General features: G+C 69.1%; 16 protein-coding genes. 12 read left to right on the top strand and 4 right to left on the bottom strand.

Annotated elements, in window-relative coordinates; genetic code table 11:
* Nucleotides 1-138: 138 nt before the first annotated feature.
* From J9315_RS00670 to J9315_RS00660, 3 genes are all read left to right on the top strand, one after another.
* Complete coding sequence (locus J9315_RS00670) at nt 139-807, top strand: fasciclin domain-containing protein (protein ID WP_211978575.1); 669 nt, start codon at nt 139-141, stop codon at nt 805-807.
* Nucleotides 808-1,005: 198 nt separating this feature from the next.
* A complete protein-coding gene (locus J9315_RS00665) occupies nt 1,006-1,623 on the top strand; it encodes a sigma-70 family RNA polymerase sigma factor (protein ID WP_211978574.1) in 618 nt (205 codons plus the stop codon).
* A complete protein-coding gene (locus tag J9315_RS00660; protein WP_211978573.1) occupies nt 1,620-2,561 on the top strand; it encodes an anti-sigma factor in 942 nt (313 codons plus the stop codon). Before J9315_RS00665 ends, J9315_RS00660 begins: the two co-directional genes overlap by 4 nt.
* A 38-nt stretch (nt 2,562-2,599) precedes the next feature.
* Here the strand turns inward: J9315_RS00660 and J9315_RS00655 are convergent, their stop codons facing one another.
* Nucleotides 2,600-3,316 (bottom strand): hypothetical protein, encoded by a 717-nt coding sequence (locus J9315_RS00655; protein ID WP_211978572.1) that lies wholly within the window; start codon nt 3,314-3,316, stop codon nt 2,600-2,602.
* 98 nt (nt 3,317-3,414) lie between these two features.
* Between J9315_RS00655 and J9315_RS00650 the strand changes: the two genes are divergently transcribed.
* The 8 genes from J9315_RS00650 (at nt 3,415) to J9315_RS00615 (ending at nt 11,822) form a co-directional block, all read left to right on the top strand.
* The gene (locus J9315_RS00650) at nt 3,415-3,825 is read left to right on the top strand and encodes a hypothetical protein (RefSeq protein WP_211978571.1); all 411 of its coding nucleotides are present in this window, start codon (nt 3,415-3,417) and stop codon (nt 3,823-3,825) included.
* 84 nt (nt 3,826-3,909) lie between these two features.
* A complete protein-coding gene (locus J9315_RS00645) occupies nt 3,910-5,430 on the top strand; it encodes a sensor histidine kinase (RefSeq protein WP_211978570.1) in 1,521 nt (506 codons plus the stop codon).
* Nucleotides 5,427-6,098, top strand: a complete 672-nt coding sequence (locus J9315_RS00640) for a response regulator transcription factor (RefSeq protein WP_211978569.1) — start codon at nt 5,427-5,429, stop codon at nt 6,096-6,098. Before J9315_RS00645 ends, J9315_RS00640 begins: the two co-directional genes overlap by 4 nt.
* Nucleotides 6,099-6,358: 260 nt before the next feature.
* Nucleotides 6,359-6,988 carry a TetR/AcrR family transcriptional regulator gene (locus J9315_RS00635; protein WP_211978568.1) on the top strand — a complete coding sequence of 210 codons (630 nt, stop codon included), beginning with the start codon at nt 6,359-6,361 and terminating at the stop codon, nt 6,986-6,988.
* Between the two features lie 103 nt (nt 6,989-7,091).
* Nucleotides 7,092-7,979 (top strand): ATP-binding cassette domain-containing protein, encoded by an 888-nt coding sequence (locus tag J9315_RS00630; RefSeq protein ID WP_211978567.1) that lies wholly within the window; start codon nt 7,092-7,094, stop codon nt 7,977-7,979.
* On the top strand, nt 7,976-9,109 hold the full coding sequence (locus tag J9315_RS00625) for an ABC transporter permease (RefSeq protein ID WP_211978566.1): 1,134 nt from the start codon (nt 7,976-7,978) through the stop codon (nt 9,107-9,109). Before J9315_RS00630 ends, J9315_RS00625 begins: the two co-directional genes overlap by 4 nt.
* Nucleotides 9,110-9,254: 145 nt before the next feature.
* Nucleotides 9,255-11,036, top strand: a complete 1,782-nt coding sequence (phoA, locus tag J9315_RS00620) for an alkaline phosphatase (protein ID WP_211978565.1) — start codon at nt 9,255-9,257, stop codon at nt 11,034-11,036.
* A 210-nt stretch (nt 11,037-11,246) separates the two neighbouring features.
* Complete coding sequence (locus tag J9315_RS00615; RefSeq protein ID WP_211978564.1) at nt 11,247-11,822, top strand: GNAT family N-acetyltransferase; 576 nt, start codon at nt 11,247-11,249, stop codon at nt 11,820-11,822.
* Nucleotides 11,823-11,878: 56 nt separating this feature from the next.
* On the opposite strand, the gene J9315_RS00610 is transcribed toward J9315_RS00615, so the two are convergent.
* From J9315_RS00610 to J9315_RS00600, 3 genes are all read right to left on the bottom strand, one after another.
* Entirely contained in the window at nt 11,879-12,613 is a 735-nt protein-coding gene (locus tag J9315_RS00610) for an ABC transporter permease (protein ID WP_211978563.1), read from the bottom strand.
* Nucleotides 12,610-13,371, bottom strand: a complete 762-nt coding sequence (locus J9315_RS00605; RefSeq protein ID WP_211978562.1) for an ABC transporter ATP-binding protein — start codon at nt 13,369-13,371, stop codon at nt 12,610-12,612. Before J9315_RS00605 ends, J9315_RS00610 begins: the two co-directional genes overlap by 4 nt.
* 123 nt (nt 13,372-13,494) lie before the next feature.
* Entirely contained in the window at nt 13,495-14,157 is a 663-nt protein-coding gene (locus J9315_RS00600; protein ID WP_211978561.1) for a TetR family transcriptional regulator, read from the bottom strand.
* A gap of 193 nt (nt 14,158-14,350) precedes the next feature.
* Here J9315_RS00600 and J9315_RS00595 point away from each other — a divergent pair, with 193 nt between their 5' ends.
* Nucleotides 14,351-15,619 (top strand): pyridoxal phosphate-dependent aminotransferase, encoded by a 1,269-nt coding sequence (locus tag J9315_RS00595; RefSeq protein ID WP_211978560.1) that lies wholly within the window; start codon nt 14,351-14,353, stop codon nt 15,617-15,619.
* Nucleotide 15,620: the final 1 nt, after the last annotated feature.

The following is a 15,620-nucleotide window of genomic DNA, read 5'->3' as shown; positions in this document are numbered from 1 at the left end:
CCGGAAAAGAGGAGAAAAACCCGTCCGATCACCCATCCGGAACCTCGGTCGCTGCGAACCCCCAGTAACACAGCAGGACACACCAGGCTGTGTCGACCAGAGCACGACCGTGAAAACGGAGAAACAAGGAGTAGAACGATGAAAACACTGCGCACTCGCACTGCCACCCTCCTCTCGGCCGGTGCAATCGGCATCCTCGCACTGTCGGGCTGCGGAAGCTCCGGCGGCGACACGGAGTCGGGCGGCTCGGAGACCCAGTCGAGCGAATCCTCCGAGAGCTCCGCTCCGGCATCGGATTCGTCGGCCATGGCCGGTGAAGAGCTCGTCGGACCCGGCTGCGCGGCCTACGCCGAGCAGAACCCCGATGGTGCCGGCTCGGTCGAGGGCATGGCCCAGGACCCGGTGGCCACGGCTGCCTCGAACAACCCGATGCTCTCGACCCTGACCTCGGCCGTCTCGGGTGAGCTCAACCCCGATGTCAACCTCGTTGACACTCTCAACGGTGACGAGTTCACGGTGATCGCACCGACGAACGAGGCCTTCGAGAAGATCCCGAAGGAGGACCTCGACGCGGTGGCGGGCAACGCCGATGAGCTGACGAAGGTGCTCACCTACCACGTCATCCCCGGCCAGCTCTCACCGGACGAGGTTGCCGGTGACCAGGAGACCGTCGAGGGCTCGACCGTGACGATCGAAGGCAGCGGCGACGACCTCACGTTCGGCGACGCGAAGCTCGTGTGCGGCGGCGTGAAGACCGCGAACGCGACGGTCTACATGGTCGACAGCGTGCTCATGCCCCCGAAGTGATCGGGGACCGCTGAGGCGGTGTGCTGCCAGGGGCCTGGCTCGAGTGGTCTCGGGCCGGTCCCTGGCAGCATGCTTTCTCGGCAGCACGCGATCCCGGCACTCCCCTCGACGCCCCGCCCCGCTGGCTCAGTCACCGTCGTCCCCGCACAACCCGACCTGAGGTGAGCACCACCTCGGCGAGGATGACATGATGTAATCATGACTTCCCATGATCCCGGGGCATCGCCGCCCGGTCGGACGATGCGGGCAGACGGTGAGGCGCACGCGCAGACGGACCCCTGTGGGCAGCTGCTCATCCAGGTGGCCGCCGGTGACCGTCGCGCCTTCGAAGAGCTCTTCGCCACGCAGTCGACCATCCTCATGGCGGTGATCGTGCGGATCGTGATGAGCCGATCGCTCGCCGAGGAGGTGCTCCAGGAGTGCTTCGCCGAAGTGTGGGCGAGGGCCGGCAGCTTCGATCCGCAGCGCGGCAGCGGGCGGGCATGGCTCGTGACGATGGCACGGCGACGCGGCATCGACTGCGTCCGCAGCGTCCAGTCCTCCCGTGACCGGGATGTCGCCGACGGACTGCGGTCGGCGGCCGAGGTCGGGGAACAGGTCGAGCAGACCGTCATCGACAGGGCGGAGTCCGACCGCACCGTCGCCGCCCTCAAGCTCCTGCCCGACGATCAGGCGAGACCGATCGTCATGGCCTTCTATCAGGGAATGACCCATGCGCAGATCTCCGAGACTCTCAAGGTCCCGTTGGGCACGATCAAATCGAGAATCCGAGACGGCATGAGGAAGATGCGCGAAGAATTGGAGGCGAGCCGATGAGCGCCGATCGTGACTACCTGGCCGTCGGCTTGGCGCTGGGCGGACTGAGCGACGATGAGCTCGTCGAGGCGCAGGCGCTGGCCGACACCGACCCCGAGTTCCAGGCCGAAGTCGCCGCCTACGGTGAGACCGCCGCCTTCATGGCCGCCTCCGACGCTCCGGCAGCCGTGAGCGAGGAGACGAAGAACGCGATCCTCTCCCTGCCCGACCACCTCTCCCAGGAGAGTCTCCCCCAGGGGAGTGCGGCGCCGGACACCGCCGCCCCGGCGGGTCCGGACAGCGACTCAGCCGGAACCGATGCCCCGTCCCGTGACGAGCGGATCCTCGCCGAGGCGGGAGACCGTACCGCTGACACCGGGCCCACCGAGGCAGCTGACCGAACCGCGGCCGCTGACTCCGATTCCTCCCCCAGCACTCGGGCCGGCGGCGCGGCGTCTCGTGCCGAGGAGCCCATCGATCTCGCCGCACGACGGCGGAAGCGGAGCTGGCTGCCCTGGGCGGCCGCAGCGGCCGCTCTCATCGTCGTCTGCGGATTCGGCATCAGCGCCTGGCAGATGCAGCAGCGGCAGAACGAACTCGAGGCGACCCTGGCGGAGACGCAGCAGCGACTCGATGAGACGGCGCGGCTCATGGACGCCCCGGACCTGAGGACGACGACGGCCGATCTCGCCGCGGGCGGTTCGGTCACCGTCGTGTCCTCCGAGACCGAACAGCTCATCCATGTGACCTCGCGCGATGTCACCCCGGCCGAAGGCACATCCCTGCAGATGTGGGTGATCGGCGACGACGGGCCGAAGAGCGTGGGCCTCATGGTCGGCGACGCCGAGAACATCGACGGCAGCGACTTCGCCGCCGGCAATCTCTTCGGCATCACCGTCGAACCCGAAGGCGGCTCCCCGCAGCCGACGACCGATCCCGTCGTCGCCGTCGAGCTCTGAGGGCTGAGGCCGCGGTCGCCCCCAGACAAGATCGTGGTTCAGCTCGCCGTCAGTCGTTCGAGGTCGACCGCGCCCTGCGGGACTTCGCGGAAGGAGCCGCGGACCAGCGCCGCCAGAGCGGTCGCATACGTCGACCGCAGCCGTCCCTCGCTGCGACCGGCGACGATCCTCGCCACGGCGCTGCGCGCGAGCAGCAGAGCCGCCTCGGCGATCGCCGAGGTCCCACCGGCGATGACCGGCGCGAGACCCCACACCTCGGCCACCGACGCATAGACCGCGTGGAGCCGGGCCGCATCCTCGGTGTCGATGCGGTCGAGCAGCTCCTGGATCTCGGGCGTCGGCGCGTCGAGTGCCACCGCCTGGAACCGGACGAAGGCTCGCCACCGATCCGAGCTCAGCAGCAGATCGAGCTCTTCCTCCGCGGCGCGCGCGATGAAGCGCGCGGCGCTGTCGACTCGTGACGCGGTCCCCGTGGGTGCTTCACCGAGCACTTCGCGAGCAAGGGCGAGCGCCCGCTGCTCATCGAGCGTCGCCATCGCATGACCGGCGACGCACTGCTCGAGCGCGAACGTTCCGAAGGCCGATCTGCCCGGCCAGATGCGATAGGCGGAGGCGCGCGAGACGCCGGCGGATTCGAGGATGCGCTCCATCGGAATCTCGGGCCACACCGCGATGCCGTGATGGGCGACGTAGTCGACGATCGCCTCGGCGACCAGTGTGCGAGTCTCCTCGACCGATCGGTGAGCGCGCGGCATGCGATCCTCCTTGACATGAGACATAGTGTCTCTTTAATCTAGCATCACGCGATTGATACATAATGTCTCAATCATGTCTCCCGACCTCGGAGGTCATCATGACTCGGACCCGCACCGTCGCGCTCATCGGTGGATTCGCCAGCGCAGCGGCGATCGCTGCGACGATCGTCTCGGCCGGACAGATCCGCCCCGCACTGCTCAGCTCCTACCAGTACCCCACGTCATCCGGGGTCAGCCTCGAGGAGGCGTCGTCGCTGACACTGACCTACCTCTTCGCGATCGCCGGCACCGGACTGCTCGTCGCACTCGCCTTCCTCGCCGTGCGCCCTCTCGAGCGGTCGCGCTTCGGCTGGTGGTCGGCCGCCGTGCTGACGACCCTCGGGTTCGCTGTCGCCGCCTACAACGTCACCCAGATCGAGATCCCGCCGGCAGTGCGCATCGCGTTCTTCCTCCCACCGCTCGCCGGGGCCGTATGGCTCGTCGTCTCTCGCCGCGACTCACGGGAGTGAGCACTGCCCCTCCCCCGTGCGGCGGAGGCGAATCAGCTCTCCGAGGGATGTCCCCGGCGACCTCCCTCTGATTAAGCTGGAGGAATGGCAGAGCCGATCACCGCCGCGGAGAGGCGACCGCGAGCCCGGGACTGGTACCTCGTGGCCGCACTCGGCATCGGCTCGGCCGTCTTCGCCGCCCTCTACAACGCCGGCGGTTTCTGGCCGTTCAAGGTTCCGCTGTGGGCGTCCTGCCTGGCCTCCCTCATCGTGCCGCTGCCCCTGGTCTTCCGGCGCACGCATCCGAGCCTCGTCGCGTGGGTGGTCTCCGCCCTCTACATCGCCGCCCAGTTCCTGGGGATGATGGAGCCGGGCGTCTCGCAGATCACCCTCTTCCTCGCCGTCTATTCGATCGGGGCCTGGCAGAGCAACCGCCAGGCCGCGTTCATGTCGCGGCTCCTGCTCTGCATCGCGATCTTCGCCTCGCTCATCGGCGCTGCCGTCGTTCAGCTCTCCGGCCTCGGTGAGCTCACCGTCCTGCAGTACGCGGCGAACTCCGGCATCACGTTCCTCATCAACCTCCTCTTCTTCGGCGGGGCATGGATGTTCGGCGACCGCGCCTGGACCCAGCGGCACCTCGTCGGCGAACTCCGCGCCGCCAACGACGAGGTGCGCCGGCAGGAGCAGCAGCTCGCCGACCAGGCGCTCGACCTCGAACGCGTCCGCATCGCCCGCGAACTCCACGACGGCGTCGCCCATCACATCGCGGGAGTCGGCATCCACGCCGCGGCCGCCCGGCGCAGCCTGGAGAGGAACCCCGACCGCGCTCGGGAGTCGCTGCAGACCATCGAGGCGTCGACCCGGGAGACCGTCGACGAGCTCCGCACCCTCGTCTACACCCTGCGCGACACGAGCTCCGCGACCGCTGCGGCGAACCGGACGAGCGGCACCCCCGGACTCGACGACCTGCCCGACCTCTATGCCGACGCGCGCCGCAGCGGGCAGCACCTCGACGTCGCGACGTACGGGACACCGCATCCGCTCACCGCCATCACCGAGCTCTCGGTCTACCGGGTGATCCAGGAATCCCTGACGAACTCCAAGCGCTACGCGGGCCCCGGCGCCGAGGTGGTGGTGCGTCTCCGCTACGGCCCGAGCGACCTCGAGGTCGAGGTCAGCGACACCTCCCCGACCGGCGAGCGCGCCAATCCGTCACTCGGCACGGGGCAGTCACCCGGGCAGTCGCATGGCACCGGACGGTCCGATGGCACCGGCCGGTCGCAGGGCACAGGGCTCGGCATCGTCGGGATGCGCGAGCGGATGAGCGCCCTCGGCGGCACCCTCGACGCGGGCCCGAAGTCACGCGGCGGTTGGCTCGTCCGCGCCCGCATCCCCTACACGCGCCCGGATTCGCCCGCGACAGCGGCGACGGCACCCGAGACCTCTCCATCGACCGCGGCGACCGCGTCATCGACTGCGACGCCAGAGACTTCTCCCTCACCGATGGCAGACCAAATGCCTGCGGCCGAGACCACGGACCGCGCCGCCTCGGCGCACGCCTCCCCGGAATCCACCGCACCGTCAGGGACACCCGCACCTCCGAGCGCAAAGGCACGGCACGCATGATCAGAGTCCTCCTCGTCGACGACCAGTCGATGGTCCGCACCGGCTTCCGCACGATCCTCGAATCCGAGGACGGGATCGCCGTCGTCGGCGAAGCCCAGAACGGGCAGATCGCAATCGACCGCGCCATCGAGCTCACACCCGACGTCATCTGCATGGACGTCCAGATGCCGGTGATGGACGGCCTCGCCGCCACTGCGGAGATCGTCCGGCGCGACACCGGCAGCGCCGTCCTCATGCTCACGACCTTCGATCGCGACGACTTCCTCTTCGAAGCGCTCGCCGCAGGAGCCGGCGGCTTCCTCCTCAAGACCGCCGAAGCCGAACAGCTCATCGACGCTGTCAAGGCCCTGGCCAGCGGGGACGGCCTGCTCTCCCCCGAGGTCACGCGCCGCGTCATCGAACGCTCGGTGAGCTCCCCGGCCGCATCCGCGCAGCCCTCGCCCGCGCTCGATCTCCTCACCGAGCGCGAACAGGAGGTCCTCCGCCTCCTCGCCACGGGCCTGAGCAATGCCGAGATCGCCGGTCAGCTCCACCTCGGCGAGGCCACGGTGAAGACGCACGTGTCGAACCTGCTCGCCAAACTCGGCATCCGCGACCGCACGCACGCTGTCATCTGGGCGTATGAGAACGGTGTCGTCCGCGTCGGGGAGTCCGCGCCGACGACGTGACCACCTCGGCGCCTCATCCCTCGCGGCGCCACCTCCGACGGGGCACCTCACCCCACGGACGGAGCAGGGCGCTGCTGTCCACAGCGCCGCTGCCTCCACGTCCATTGGGGATGGATCACGAGCACTGCTCATGAGGGGTGAGCGGATGGTATGCCACCGCTCGTTACGTAGCGTAACGGAATGATAAAGAACCGGCAACCCCACCCCTCTCCTCTGCTACAGTCAGAGCGAATTCTGCGACCGCACGACCGATGTGAAGGATGATCGACATCAGCACCAATCGATTCTCCGGTCGGCCACGCGACGATTCGATCGACCTCAGCATCCTCGATGCCGCGGCGCAGATCATCATCGAAGAGGGCTACGGCTCCGCGACCATCGCAGCGATCGTCGCCGCCGCCGGGACGAGCAAACCCGCGTTCTATCGCCGCTTCGCCAGCGTCGCCGACCTCATCCCCGCGCTCGTCGATCGGCGGCACCCACTCGACACCCCGGAGCCCACCGGCACTCTCGCCGGCGACCTCCGCGCCTTCCAATCCCAGCAGGCGGCGATCTTCAACGATCCGTTCGTCCGCGCGGCGATGCCCGCGTGGCTCGCCCACATGCACGACGGCCCCGCCGAGGCGGCCGATGCCTTCGTCAAGGGCTTCCTCCCGCAGCGGATGGCGGTGCTCACCGAGATCCTCGACCGTGCAGCCGCGCGCGACGCGATCGTCGTCGACGCCGTCGACCTCGACGCCCTCATGGAGACCTTCGTCGGCGCGTTCCTCATGCGCTCGCTCATCCCCCACTCCCCGCCGTTGGACGACGTCGACATCGACCGCTCCGTCAACCTCGCCTGCCTCCTCATCGAGCAGGCCCAACCCGAACCGCCTGAGCCGCGGGACTGACCGGTTCGCCGCACCGCAGGGCGACCGCTCCCCCGGCAGCAGGAGGCGGATCTCGCCCGTTCGGCTGAGCCGCGGGAACCGTGTCCCCGCATAGCGTGGAGACATGATCACGCTAGAGAACATCGCACGCAGCTTCGGCGACAAGAAGGTCCTCCACGACCTCTCGTTCACCATCGGCGACGGCCGGATGACCGGTTTCGTCGGTGCGAACGGCTCGGGCAAGACGACGACGATGCGGATCCTCCTCGGCGTCCTCGCCGCCGATGCCGGTCGCATCACCGTCGACGGCCGGCCGATCACCGCCGCCGACCGCAGCACCATCGGATACATGCCCGAGGAGCGCGGGCTCTACCCGAAGATGCCGATCATCGATCAGCTCGTCTACCTCGCCCGCTTCCACGGCCTCAGCCGGCATTCGGCGAAGCGCCGCGGCCTCGAACTCCTCGAGCGGCTCGAGCTGGGCGGCAAGCCGACGGACACGCTCGAATCCGTCAGCCTCGGCAACCAGCAGAAGGTGCAGATCGCCGCAGCCCTCATCCACCGCCCCCGCGCGCTCGTCCTCGACGAGCCGTTCTCCGGTCTCGACCCGATCGCCGTCGAACGCACCCTCGACGTGCTCACCGACTTCGCCGACACCGGTGCTCCCGTCCTCTTCTCGAGTCATCAGCTCGACCTCGTCGAACGCCTCGTCGACGATCTCGTCATCATCAACCAGGGCCGCCTCGTCGCGACCGGCACCGCCGACGAGCTGCGCCGTCAGCGCAGCCGCCCGGAGTGGATCCTCGAGGCCGATGCGGATCTCGCATGGGTCCGGGACCTTCCCGACGTCGCCGTCGCCGAGTTCGACGGTACGTGGGTGCGGTTCTCCGCCCCTGACGGGGATGCCGCCGAGGCGGTCCTCCGGCAGGCGATGACCCTGTCGTCCGTGCGCGCGTTCGCCCCCCATTCCGTTCCCCTCAACCGTCTCTTCCAGGAGGTCACGCAGGCATGAGCGCACACCAGCCCATTCCCGGAACCCATCTCTCGACACCGGTGACGACGACCCGGGCGAGCTTCACCACGGCGATCGGTCTCGTCATCGAACGCGAGATCATGGTCCGGCTGAGGTCGAAGGCCTTCGTCGTCTCCACTCTGCTCGGCGTCATCCTCTTCGGCGCGGTCGTCGCCGTCTCCGGGTCGCTGCCCTCACTGTTCGCCTCGACGGACAAGGTGGCGGTCACCTCGGCGGATTCCGTGGCCGGCATCGACGGCATCGAACCGGTCGTCGTCGGCAGCACCGAGGAGGCCGAGGAGCTCGTGCGCAGCGAAGAGGTCACCGCGGCCGTCGTCGACTCCGCCGACTCGCCGACCGGGACGACGATCATCGCCCTGCGGGCGGCGCCCGAGTCGCTGAGCGGCGCGCTCAGCCTCACCCCGACCGTCGACATCCTCGACCCGAATGCCCCGGATCCGGCGCTCACGCGCTTCATCGGGCTCGGCCTCGGGCTGATCTTCCTCTCCTCGGCGATGACGTTCGGGATGACGATCGCCTCATCGGTCGTCGAGGAGAAGCAGTCGCGGATCGTCGAGATCCTGCTCGCCTCCACCTCGGCGCGGGCGATCATGTTCGGCAAGGTCATCGCGTGCTCGGTGCTCGCGTTCGCGCAGGTCGCGCTCACCGCGGTCGCGGTGCTCGTCGGCGCCGCGATCAGCGGCAACGACCTCGTCCTCGGTCGTCTCGCCGACCCGATCGCGTGGTTCATCCCCCTCTTCGTCGTCGGCTTCGTCATGATCGCCGCGCTCTACGCGGCTGCCGCGTCGATGGTCTCCCGGTCGGAGGACCTCGGGTCGACGAGCACGCCGATCATGATGCTCATCCTCCTGCCCTACATGGGCGTCGTCCTCTTCTCCGACAACGAGGCGATCATGGCGGTGCTCAGCTACATTCCGTTCTCCGCGGCCGTCGCGGTTCCGATGCGGGTGTTCATGGGCACGACCGCCTGGTGGGAGCCGCTCGTGTCCCTGGCGATCCTCGTGGTCACGACGCTGCTCGCCCTGCTGCTGGCCACCCGGATCTTCGAGCAGTCGATCCTGAGGTCGGGCCCGAAGGTGTCGTGGAAGCAGGCGCTCGGCCGGTCGTGAGCACGTCGCCGGTCGTCCGCATGGTGGTCATGTGACAGGGCAATTCACGCGCCCTTCATCCCGGATCAATCCAGTCTGCGAGTTCCCTGAGTAGGTTGGAATGGCAGATCCGCGCAATCGCGCACCACGATCCGAAAGGACAACCATGGCCAGGAGAACTCTGCGTCTCGCAGCAGCAACCGGCGCGCTCAGCCTCGCACTCTTCGGCGTCGCCGCCCCCGCCGCGGCGGCCGGCATCGACGAACCCGGCGGTGCCCGCCAGCTCGACGGCGACATGACCGACTCGATCCGGAAATCGATCGAGGACGCCGGGGCGAAGAACGTCATCCTCCTCATCGGAGACGGCATGGGCGATTCGGAGATCACCGTCGCCCGCAACTACGCCGAGGGCGCGAACGGCCGCTTTTCCGGCATCGACGAACTGCCGCTGACCGGCAGCTACACGACGTACGCGGTCGACCAGGAGACCGGCAAGCCCAACTACGTCACCGACTCCGCGGCGAGCGCCACCGGCTGGGCCTCGGGCGTGAAGACGTACAACGGCGCGCTCGGCATCGACCGCAACGGCACCCCGGAGAAGACCCTCGTCGAGATCGCCCGGGCGAACGGCCTGAAGACCGGAAACGTCTCGACCTCTGAGATCCAGGATGCGACTCCGGCCGCGCAGGCCTCGCACATCTCCGCCCGCGGCTGCTACGGCCCCGAGGAGACGAGCCAGGACTGCTCCGAGGCCGCCCTCGAGAACGGCGGGCTCGGGTCGATCAGCGAGCAGATCCTCGACACACGCGCCGATGTCACCCTCGGCGGCGGCTCGGCCTCCTTCGAGCAGACCGCGAAGGCCGGCGACTGGGAGGGCAAGACCCTGCGCCAGCAGGCCGAGGAGCGCGGCTACCAGCTCGTCGACGACGCGTCCTCACTCGATTCGGTGACCGAGGCGAACCAGGACGCCCCCGTCCTCGGCCTCTTCTCCGAGGGCAATTTCCCCGTCCGCTGGGAAGGCCCGCTGGCCACCCGCACCGGCGGCAGCGAACCGGCCGCGCAGTGCACCGACAACCCCGAGCGCACCTCCGCCGTGCCCAGCCTCGAGGCGCTGACGACGAAGGCCGTCGACCTCCTCGACAACGACAAGGGCTTCTTCCTCCAGGTCGAGGGCGCGAGCATCGACAAGCAGAACCACGCGGCGAACCCGTGCGGTCAGATCGGTGAGACCGTCGACCTCAACGAGGCCGTCACCGCGGCCCTCGACTTCGCGAAGCAGGACGGTGAGACGCTCGTCATCACGACCGCCGACCACGCTCACACGAGCCAGATCGTCGAGACGGGATCGACGACGCCGGGCCTGAGCCGCACGCTGGAGACGAAGGACGGCAGCCCGATGACCGTCGCGTACGGCACCGCCGAAGAGGGCAACTCGCAGAGCCACACCGGCTCGCAGGTGCGCATCGCCGCCTACGGCCCCGGAGCCGCGAACGTCGTCGGACTCACCGACCAGACGGACACGCACTTCACGATCCTCGACGGGCTCGGCCTCGACCCCGACGCCGAGGTGCCCGGCGACCCGGGTGACGACCCCGCCGGTTCCGATGACTCGAGCGGCACCTCCGAGGGATCCGCGGACGCCGGTGGGGACGAGTCGAACGGCTCGGCCGATGCCGGCGGTGCGGATGCCGGCGGCGATGAGTCGAACGGGAACTCCGATGAGAACGGCGCCGGTGGCGCCGGTGGTGGCAACAGCGGCTCGGGCGGCGGTGAGGGCAACGGCTCCTCCGGCGGCGACCAGGGCCCCGGACTCGCCGGCAAGGGCGGAGGCACCCTCCCGCGCACCGGTGTCGAGATCGGCGCGGCGATCTTCTTCGGCGTCGCGGCGATCATCGGCGGCACCGCCCTCGTCCGCTACGCCCAGCGCCGCAAGCTCATCAACATCTGAGCAGCGGGCCGCGCTGACGCGAGCAGCACTGACGCCAAGTCCGGCGTGAGCCGATTCGGCTCACGCCTCTCCGAACGGCACGGTCATCGACCAGCGGCACGGGTTCCCCACCGTGCCGAGGGTCGACGACCGTGCCGTTCGCGTTTCCGCCCTGCGGCACCGTCTGTGCGCACCTTGACCCGGGGGTGGCGGCGTGGTTCGGTAGACGACATGACCGACCCTGCGCTCACCGTCCGCACCGCACGGCTGCGCCTGCGCACCTACCGGCCCTCCGACGCCGAGGCGCTGCTGCCGATCTACGCGCGCGAGGACGTCTCGCGGTTCCTTCTCTGCGACCCCTGGACCGCCGAGGTGGCGCGGACCGAGATCGGCAAGCGGATCCCCCGTACGGGGCTGGGCGGGGAGGCGAAGGCACTCGCCCTCGTCATCGAGACCGACGACGATCATGAGGACTTCGCGGGTTCGACCGTCATCGGCGACATCGCGATCTGGCTCGACTCCGCGGACGAGACGAAGGCGGAGGTCGGCTGGGTGCTCAACCCCGCCGCCGGTGGCCACGGCTTCGCCTCCGAGGCGGCGCTCGCCGTGCTCAACCATGCCTTCGACGACGCGCAGCTGCGCCGGGTCGTCGCGCAGATGGATGCCCGGAACACCGCCTCGGCGAAGCTGGCCGAGCGCATCGGCATGACACGCGAAGCCCACCTGCGCAGCGACTGGTGGTCGAAGGGCGAATGGACGGACACTCTCGTCTTCGGGATGCTCGCCTCCGACCGCAAGCGGGCCTGAGCGCACAGCCGCGGAGTCAGCGCCTCCTGAGCACACACCTGCGGAGTTGCGCGCAGTTACGGGGTCCGCCGGCGCAGCGTGAGCGAGCCGACGACGATCGCACCGACGATCCAGCAGCCGATGAAGAGGATCCGCAGCCACACCCAGTCGGCGTCCTCGGATCCCGTGGCGACGGCGGTGAGCGCGTCGATCGCGTGCGACAGCGGCAGCCAGTCGCCGATGGTCTCGAGCACCTCCGGCAGCCGGTCCCGGGCGAGGAAGATCCCGCCGAGGAGGATCTGCGGGAAGACGAGCACGGGCATGAACTGAACGACCTGGAACTCGGTGCGCGCGAAGGCGCTGGCGAGCAGGCCGAGCGCGGTGCCGAGGAGGGCATCGGCGATCGCGACGACGAAGAGCAGGACCATCGACCCCTCGATCTCGAGTCCGCACACCCAGATCGCGTAGGTCCCGGCGATCGCCGTCTGCACGATGGCGAGCAGACCGAACGCGAGCGTGTAGCCGAGGATGAAGTCGCCCTTGCCGAGCGGCATCGACAGCAGCCGCTCCAGCGTGCCGCTGCGGCGCTCGCGCAGGGTGGAGATGCTCGTGACGAGGAACATGACGATGAACGGGAAGAGCGCGAGCATCGCCGGGCCGATGTCGGCGAAGACCTCGGTCTCGTCGAAGATCCACGCGACGAGGCCGATGAGGAGGCTCGGCACGACGAGGAGGAGCGCGATCGTGCGCGGGTCGTGGCCGATCTGGAGGAGGACGCGACCGGCGGTGGCGAACGTGCGCCGGGCCGTCATCGCGTGCCTCCGTCCGGACCTGCGCCGAGGAGGCGGTGGCCTCCCGTGCGATCGCGTTCGATGATCGTGAGGAAGGCGTCCTCGGCGGTCTCGGCTCCCGTCGCGGCGAGGAGCTCGGGTGGGGTGGTGTCGGCGATGATGCGGCCGTCGCGCATGAGGAGGAGCCGATCGCACCGGGTCGCCTCGTCCATGACGTGGCTCGAGACGAGGATCGTCGCCCCGTCGTCGACGAGCCGGCGGAAGATGTCCCAGAGGTCGGCGCGGAGGACGGGGTCGAGGCCGACGGTCGGTTCGTCGAGGATGAGGAGGTCGGGGGTGCCGAGCATCGCCGCGGCAAGGGAGACGCGGTTGGCCTGCCCGCCCGAGAGCGTGCGCGCCAGCTGACGCGTCTGCCCGGTCAGGCCCGTGCGCTCGATGACGCGGGCGGCATCCGCGGCCGGGGCGCCGACGATCCGCGCGAAGTAGCGGAGGTTCTGCTCGACGGTGAGATCGTCGTAGATGCTCGCCTGCTGGGTCATGTAGCCCACCCGATGCCGCAGCGCCCGCGTCCCGGCGGGCCGACCGAGCACGGTTACGGTGCCGCCGCGGGTGATCTGCATGCCGACGATCGCGCGCATGAGGGTCGTCTTTCCGCTGCCGCTGGGCCCGAGCAGTCCGACGATCGCGCCCGACGGCACGTCGAGATCGAGCCGGTCGAGGACCGTCGTGCGTCCGCGCCGGACCGTGAGGCCGCGGGTCTCGATGACATTATTCATCATACGATGAATTAGACGCCTCTTCGTCGGAGGCGTCAAGGGGAATCTGTCCGGAATCGACGCGCTCAGGCGAGCGCGAGCCGCCTTCCGCGACGACGCGCTGTTCGCCGCACGGCCGTAGAAGGGTCAGTCGCTGGGACGGTCGTCGCCCGGGTCCGGGTCGCTGACCTGCGTGTTCCCGTCGATGTGCCGCTGCACGGACAGCGAGGTCCGGGCGATGACCTCCGGCAGCGGCGCCGAGGCGAGCGGTTCGAGCGCGACGACGTGGCGGATGATGAGCACGCCGGCCATCTGACTGAGCACGAGCGAGGACCGCAGCTCCGCCTCGGCGGATTCGATGCCCTCGGCGGTGAGCTTGCCGGTGATCGCCGACCCGAGCTCGCGGACCATGAACTGCCGCAGCAGGCTGCCGGCCGCGGATCCGCCGATGACGGATTTGAGCAGGGTGATGCCGATCGGCCTGATCCTCGGATCCTCCCAGGCGGTGAGCACCGTGCCGGCGATCGATTCGCCGAGGCGGTCGAGCGGGGCGTCGAGCGCGCGCCGGACGATCCGGTCGGGGCGCACGGGCAGCCTCACCGCCTCGGCGAAGAGGGCTGCCTTCGACTCGAAATAATGGTGGACGAGCGCCGGATCGACGCCGGCGCGGCGGGCGATGCCGCGCATCGACGTCGCATCGTACCCACGGTCGGAGAACTCGTCGGCCGCGGCCTTCGCGATCGCCTGGCGGGCGTCGCCGCGCGAGGACTTCGGCGGACGGCCGCGGCGGCGCGGTGCAGGATCGGACACGTTACTCAGCTTAGTCGCCTGCCGGGAGCCGGGACGCGGGGTCCGCTCGGACAGCGCGAGCGGCTGCCCAAAGGTCTGCACTTCGGTCCGTCGGCGCGGACAAAGGTGTTCGAAACGCGCCTCTGTCTGGTCGGAAGCACTCAGGTCCGGGCCCTAGCGTGGAAGTGGCAGAAGTCGCTGGAGAAAGGCACACATGTTCAGGCAGTCGTCGAAGCTGGCCAATGTCCTCTATGACATTCGGGGTCCTGTCCTCGAAGAGGCGGAGGCGATGGAGGCAGCGGGACACACGATCCTCAAGCTCAACATCGGCAACCCTGCACCGTTCGGCTTCGAAGCGCCTGAGACGATCGTCCAGGACATCGTCGGCCACCTGCCCGTCGCGCAGGGCTACTCGGAGTCGCGGGGCATCCTCTCCGGGCGCCGAGCCGTCGTCCAGCACTACGAGTCGAAGGGGATCACGAACCTCGACACGCGGGAGGTCTTCCTCGGCAACGGGGTGAGCGAGCTCATCACGCTCTCGCTGCAGGCCCTGTGCAATCCCGGCGATGAGATCCTCGTGCCCAGTCCCGACTACCCGCTGTGGACCGCCTCGGTGGCGCTGTCCGGGGGCACCCCGAAGCACTACCTCTGCGACGACGAGAACGGCTGGCTGCCCGACCTCGAGGATCTCGAGTCGAAGATCACCGAGCGCACGCGCGGCATCGTCGTCATCAACCCGAACAACCCGACCGGTGCGGTCTACCCGCGGGAGACGCTGGCCGCGATCGCCGACATCGCCCGCCGCCACCACCTCATCGTCTTCGCCGACGAGATCTACGAGAAGATCACCTACAACGGCGTCGAGATGATCAACATGGCGACCCTGACCGGCGACGATGTGCTGTGCCTGACCTACTCGGGGCTGTCGAAGGCCTACCGGATCGCCGGCTACCGGGCGGGGTGGCTCGCGATCACCGGACCGCTGTCCGAGGCGAAGAGCTACATCGAGGGCATCACCCTGCTCGCGAACATGCGGATGTGCGCGAACGTGCCCGCCCAGCACGCGATCCAGGCGGCCCTCGGCGGCAAGCAGTCGATCGAGGATCTCGTCCTGCCGACCGGCCGCCTCGGCGAGCAGATGACCGTCGCCCATGAGGGCCTCAACTCGATCGACGGCGTCAGCGCCGAACGCGCCGACGGGGCGCTCTACCTCTTCGCGAAGCTCGACACGGAGAAGTTCGGGATCACCGACGACGAGCAGTTCGCTCTCGACCTGCTGCGCGAGCAGAAGATCCTCGTCTCGCACGGCACCGCTTTCAACTGGTCGCGGCCCGATCACTTCCGGCTCGTCACACTGCCGTCGGTCGACGTGCTCACCGAATCGATCGACCGCCTCGGCGAGTTCCTCTCCGGGTACCGGCAGCACGCGCCGACGACGTGCGAGCTGCCGATCGTCCGCGAGGTGGAGGGGGCCGCCGGGTAGA

Origin of the sequence: Brevibacterium sp. W7.2 (genome assembly GCF_018137945.1) — a bacterium.
Classification (GTDB): domain Bacteria; phylum Actinomycetota; class Actinomycetes; order Actinomycetales; family Brevibacteriaceae; genus Brevibacterium; species Brevibacterium sanguinis.
This window is presented reverse-complemented; position numbering and strand designations above follow the sequence as displayed.

Bases quoted from the DNA above. Each gene is read 5' to 3' on its own strand.
- J9315_RS00670 (WP_211978575.1), top strand. From the start codon at position 139: ATGAAAACACTGCGCACTCGCACTGCCACCCTCCTCTCGGCCGGTGCA.
- J9315_RS00665 (WP_211978574.1), top strand. From the start codon at position 1,006: ATGACTTCCCATGATCCCGGGGCATCGCCGCCCGGTCGGACGATGCGG.
- J9315_RS00660 (WP_211978573.1), top strand. From the start codon at position 1,620: ATGAGCGCCGATCGTGACTACCTGGCCGTCGGCTTGGCGCTGGGCGGA.
- J9315_RS00655 (WP_211978572.1), bottom strand. From the start codon at position 3,316: ATGCCGCGCGCTCACCGATCGGTCGAGGAGACTCGCACACTGGTCGCC.
- J9315_RS00650 (WP_211978571.1), top strand. From the start codon at position 3,415: ATGACTCGGACCCGCACCGTCGCGCTCATCGGTGGATTCGCCAGCGCA.
- J9315_RS00645 (WP_211978570.1), top strand. From the start codon at position 3,910: ATGGCAGAGCCGATCACCGCCGCGGAGAGGCGACCGCGAGCCCGGGAC.
- J9315_RS00640 (WP_211978569.1), top strand. From the start codon at position 5,427: ATGATCAGAGTCCTCCTCGTCGACGACCAGTCGATGGTCCGCACCGGC.
- J9315_RS00635 (WP_211978568.1), top strand. From the start codon at position 6,359: ATGATCGACATCAGCACCAATCGATTCTCCGGTCGGCCACGCGACGAT.
- J9315_RS00630 (WP_211978567.1), top strand. From the start codon at position 7,092: ATGATCACGCTAGAGAACATCGCACGCAGCTTCGGCGACAAGAAGGTC.
- J9315_RS00625 (WP_211978566.1), top strand. From the start codon at position 7,976: ATGAGCGCACACCAGCCCATTCCCGGAACCCATCTCTCGACACCGGTG.
- phoA (WP_211978565.1), top strand. From the start codon at position 9,255: ATGGCCAGGAGAACTCTGCGTCTCGCAGCAGCAACCGGCGCGCTCAGC.
- J9315_RS00615 (WP_211978564.1), top strand. From the start codon at position 11,247: ATGACCGACCCTGCGCTCACCGTCCGCACCGCACGGCTGCGCCTGCGC.
- J9315_RS00610 (WP_211978563.1), bottom strand. From the start codon at position 12,613: ATGACGGCCCGGCGCACGTTCGCCACCGCCGGTCGCGTCCTCCTCCAG.
- J9315_RS00605 (WP_211978562.1), bottom strand. From the start codon at position 13,371: ATGATGAATAATGTCATCGAGACCCGCGGCCTCACGGTCCGGCGCGGA.
- J9315_RS00595 (WP_211978560.1), top strand. From the start codon at position 14,351: ATGTTCAGGCAGTCGTCGAAGCTGGCCAATGTCCTCTATGACATTCGG.